The 5,426-nt window shown below is 44.3% G+C and carries 2 protein-coding genes; both read left to right on the plus strand.

Annotated elements, in window-relative coordinates:
- The coding region (locus HMPREF2685_RS01890; protein ID WP_261710234.1) for a MucBP domain-containing protein at nucleotides 1-1,087 on the plus strand (1,087 nt) is incomplete at its 5' end.
- Between the two features lie 181 nt (nucleotides 1,088-1,268).
- Nucleotides 1,269-5,426 (plus strand): accessory Sec-dependent serine-rich glycoprotein adhesin (locus HMPREF2685_RS01895; RefSeq protein ID WP_261710235.1); only part of this gene is annotated, 4,158 nt, incomplete at its 3' end.

A 5,426-nucleotide genomic window follows, 5' to 3' on the forward strand; every position in this document is an offset into this window, starting at 1 on the left:
TAACACAACTGAGGAAGGTGAAAAACCTAATACTATCAAGACTCCAGACGGTAAGACTTACAAGATCGTACCGAAAGGTGACTACCCAGTAGGTAAAGTTGATGGCGATGGACACTTAGAATCATCTGATCCAATTAAAGGTAAAGTTGATAAACCACGTTCAATCATCACTTACGTTTACAAAGAAGTGAAGGAAGAACCAACTCAACCTAAGGGTAGCGTATACGTACACTACAAAGATACTGAAGGTAACACCATTAAAGAATCAGTAACAGATGAGTTAGACCAACCAGTAGGTAAAGACTACAACACTGTTGAAGACAACCGTCCACAATACATTAGATTCGAAGGTAAAACTTACGAAATCGTACCAGTCGGAAACTACACAGTTGGTAAAGTAGATACTCAAGGTCACCTTGAATCAACAGACCCAACAACTGGTAAAGTGGTTGAAGGACGTAAAGACGTTACTTACATCTACAAACTTGTCGAAGAACCTGTACAACCTAAGGGTAATGTATACGTTCACTATGTAGATGAAAATGGTAACACGATCAAGACTTCAGTAGTGGATGAAAAAGACCAACCAGTAGGTAAAGACTACGATACAGTTGTGGATAACCGTCCTAAGACAATCACAACTGCAGATGGTAAAGTCTATGAATTGGTACCACAAGGTAACTACCCAGTAGGTAACGTTGACGGTGAAGGTCACTTGACAACAACTGACCCAACAACTGGTAAAGTCATCGAAGGTGATAAGAACGTTACTTATGTTTACAAACTTGTGAAGACTCCAAACGTTCCAACACCAAACACTCCAGTGCCACCAACTCCAACACCAAATACACCGGTAGATCCAACACCTAATAAACCAATGGATCCAACACCAAACACACCGGTAGATCCAACACCTAATACACCAGTGAACCCAGTTCCTGAGCAACCAGCTCAACCAGCTCCAGCTCTTGAACAACTTCCAAATACTGGTGAAACAGGATCTGTAGCTTCAGCTCTTCTTGGAGCAGTTGCAGGGGTTGCAGGGGTTGCAGCACTTGGACGTCGCAAAAAGGAAGATGAAAAATAATCTTCTATCCTAATTTGATTCGGTCATTTCAGGTATGTGGGAAATGAAAAAGGATCCAAAAAGAGAACCTTCGGGTTCTCTTTTTGTATGCTGTTATTTGTGTTAAAAACTAGTCTTAATTAGTTACTTTTGGGGAAAATTAGTGTATAATAACTCGATATCTAAAATTTAAGGAGCGAACATGTTTTTTAAACGTTCGAAAGGGGAGTTTCGCGAAACGGAGCGAATCACACGTTTTAAATTAATCAAATCAGGAAAGAATTGGGTACGGGCATCTGTTTCTCGGTTAGGCTTATTTCGTGTCATGCGAGGTGGTGTGGATGAAAAAATCATGGTTAGATATGATGATTCTTCACATCAAATGCCTGCAGACCTAGTGAAAGGTATGGTTGTACTAGGGGCTCTTGCTGGAGCGACAACGGTTGCCAATCCAGTATTTGCTGAGGAAAATGAGATGAATGCGACTGTTGGGTCTGAAATCAGCCCATCGACCGGTGTAGCGGGTTCGGATAGTTTTGTCTTGGGGACGACCTCTAACTCAGATTCTGCATCAGCCAGTCAATCTATGAGTGAATCTGTCTCGCTATCAGAGTCGGCTAGTGACAGCCTTTCTTTGTCTCAGTCGGTTTCTTTGAGCGAATCACATGTTGTTAGTCATTCAGCGAGTCAGTCCACATCAGAATTTGCTAGTAGCACTCTCTCAGAGAATGATACTATTCATGTAGCTACTCCTGAAACGGGTGAGAAGGTAGCAGAGGCTCAAAACACTCGCTCGGAAGACCAGGTGAAGCGTCTGCAAGTCTTGGCTTTGGATTTATACACCTATCGTGCGCAGGCATTGGAAATCCCTGGGACCGCATCTGCAATTGAGAATGGAGATCTGGCCTTAGAGGCTATTCGAACTGGCTTGTCTAATCCGGCAATTCAAATCGATGCCGTGGAAAGCCAAGCAAAGATTGCTCGCAATCGCTTGGTCAATGCGGTGCTTCGTGCGACATCTGGTCAACGGGATCCGCGTAACGGGAATCGTATAGATGCTGATACCAGTCTCCGTGCGCCTCAGTATAATTTAGGTCTGGCTAACAATGCCTTGATTTCTGTGTATAACTCTGATTACATTAATCAGGCTTATAATGTTGTGGAAACCAATCCTACACGAAATAGTATTAAAAGCATTGGCTACGCTTCTGGTAGTGACCGTGTGAATGGCATTAATGTTCCGCATACATCGGCCTTGAAAAATAGTGCAGTGGCCTTTAATATTATGGGGACTGTTGGTCAGAAAGAGATCGTAACGCCTGGGAAAATTTATAATGTTTCTTTTGTAGTGACCAATACGGCTAGGCAGTCAGTGACACGAACGCTACGCATTCAGGTTTTGCCGCAAAATGATGGCATTCGTAATCCGATTACGGCTGTGACGACAGCGACTTTTGTCAATGATACTACTAACTTGGCCCAGGCTGAAAAAGAGAAGATTTGGGAAGCGTTTAAGACTGCTAACCCCAATATTGCCACTTCAAAGGACTTTAAATCTTATTCCGTTTCATCATCTGGTGTGGTGACCATTACCTATAAAGATAACACTACAAATGATGTGACGGCTCCAGTGAAGCGACTTGCAGCACCAACTGTTGAAACGAGATTATTGGATAAGGCTTACACACAGACACCTGTAACGGTGACAGGAGCTGAGCCAGGTTCTACAGTCGTTCTATACAATAATGACGATGAAGTGGGAACAGCTGTGGCAGATGCTTCGGGTCAAGCGATTGTGACGCCGACTGTTAAGTTACAAACGGGTGGTGTAACAGCCAAAGCTCGCATTCTGTATGGTGATCATGCAGTTTATTCCGATGCCAGTAATATGGTTGCTGTAACAGATGCCACACGTCCTGAAGTGACGGCTAAGTTGACCGTCAATGGTGTGGAACCGAAATCAACCCCTCTTGAAGGTGGTGGGAAGAATTATATTATTTACGCTGGTGATGATGCGGTTGTGACCTTTACAGCTACTGATGACAGTGGCAAGTTGAAAGAAATGAAAGTCGTTGCACGAGCGGATCTGAACGACAATGCTTTGAACGGGAATTTCTTTGGTGGCAGCCAGTATGGAACAGGTGATATTGCTCCTATCACGGGTGATATTACGGCTACCAGTGCGAACCCTGCAACCATCACAACGACCATTCATTTGAAGGATGATCTTTACCATACCTACCGAAATACATGGCAACGTAATGTTGCAGCTATTGATAATGCGTCTAATATGAACCGCCCAAATGGTTTGGGTGAAATTCGGATTACACAAGGACGTCTCGCTGATCGTACGCCAGGTGTGGCGCCGACAAGCACTATTCAGGTGACGAGTCTAACTGCATTGACTGATGCAGATAAGAGCAAGGTGATTGCTGCTGTGTCGGCTGTTAATCCAGAGGTAGCCAACCGGATTAAGTCCTATACGGTTAATAGTGATGGTACAGTCACCATTACTTATAAAGATAGTACGACCAATGTCGTAGCGGTGAAACTGTCAGATAGCGATCACAGTCAGTCTGTATCAAACAGTCAGAGTGCGTCTACGAAGACTTCGCAATCGATCAGTCAGTCTTTAAGTGCGAAGCAATCTCAGAGCGTTTCATTAAGCCAGTCACTGAGCTCGGTTCGCTCACAAAGTTTGTCAGCTTCACTAAGCCAATCAGCTTCTGCAAGTGTCTCAGCTCAAACTAGTTTATCTCGCAGTCAATCGTTGAGCAAGGAGGTTTCTCAATCTCAATCCGCTTCAACGAGTCAATCTGTATCGACAAGAAAATCTGAATCTGTGAAAGTTTCGGAATCAGTATCTGCTTCTGAATCAGTGTCAGCGTCTGAGTCAGTTTCAACGTCCGAGTCGGTTTCTGTATCTGAATCAGTGTCTACTTCTGAATCGGTGTCAACAGCAGAGTCAGTGTCAACATCAGAATCAGTTTCAACGTCCGAATCAGTGTCAGCGTCTGAGTCGGTATCAGCGTCTGAGTCAGTGTCTACGTCAGAATCATTCTCGACATCCGAGTCAGCATCTACATCAGAATCTGTATCAACGTCTGAATCGGTGTCGACTTCCGAGTCTGTTTCTGTATCGGAATCAGTATCAGCATCCGAGTCCGTTTCGACTTCTGAATCAGTGTCTACTTCTGAATCTGTTTCGACTTCCGAATCATTGTCAACATCCGAATCAGTTTCGACATCAGAGTCTGAATCAACATCCGAATCAGTGTCAACGTCTGAGTCAGTCTCAACCTCTGAATCGGCATCTACCTCAGAATCGGTATCGACTTCCGAGTCAGTTTCAGCGTCTGAATCATTGTCAACATCCGAATCAGTTTCAACGTCTGATTCGGTGTCAACGTCCGAATCAGTCTCAACATCCGAGTCAGTTTCAGCCTCTGAATCGGTATCGACGTCTGAGTCAGTCTCAACATCAGAATCAGTTTCAGAATCCGAGTCAGTATCAGAAAGTCAGTCAATTTCAACGTCTGAATCAGTGTCAGCGTCTGAGTCGGTTTCAACGTCCGAATCAGTCTCGACTTCTGAATCGGCATCTACATCAGAATCAGCTTCTGCCTCTGAGTCAGCCTCAACGTCTGAGTCAGTTTCAACCTCTGAATCGGTATCGACTTCCGAATCAGTTTCAACGTCCGAATCAGTATCAGCGTCTGAGTCAGTTTCAACCTCTGAATCAGTATCGACATCTGAGTCAGTCTCAGTCTCTGAGTCAGTATCTACGTCCGAATCAGCGTCAGCCTCAGAATCTGAGTCGGTATCAGCATCAGAATCAGCCTCAGAATCTGAGTCGGTATCAGCCTCAGAATCAGCCTCTGCTTCTGAATCAGTTTCAACATCAGAATCAGTCTCAGAGTCCGAATCAGTTTCAACGTCTGAATCGGTTTCTGTATCAGAATCAATCTCGACATCAGAATCATTGTCAGCATCGTTGAGCACTTTAGTATCAGAAAGTCAGTCAGTCTCTACTTCAGTGTCAGTCTCTACTTCAGTGTCAGTCTCAACATCTGAGTCAGCCTCTGCTTCTGAATCAGTGTCTACTTCAGAATCAGCCTCTGCATCCGAATCAGTCTCAACGTCTGAGTCAGTTTCAGCATCTGCATCCGAGTCCGTTTCGACTTCTGAATCGGTGTCGACTTCCAAGTCTGTTTCTGTATCGGAATCAGTATCGGCATCCGAGTCAGCATCTACATCAGAATCTGTATCAACGTCTGATTCAGTATCAACGTCCGAATCAGTTTCAGCGTCTGAATCGGTTTCTGTATCAGAATCAGTGTCTACTTCTGAATCTGTTTCG

The organism is Streptococcus sp. HMSC074F05 (genome assembly GCF_001808725.1).
In the GTDB taxonomy this organism is placed as follows: Bacteria; Bacillota; Bacilli; order Lactobacillales; family Streptococcaceae; genus Streptococcus; species Streptococcus parasanguinis_I.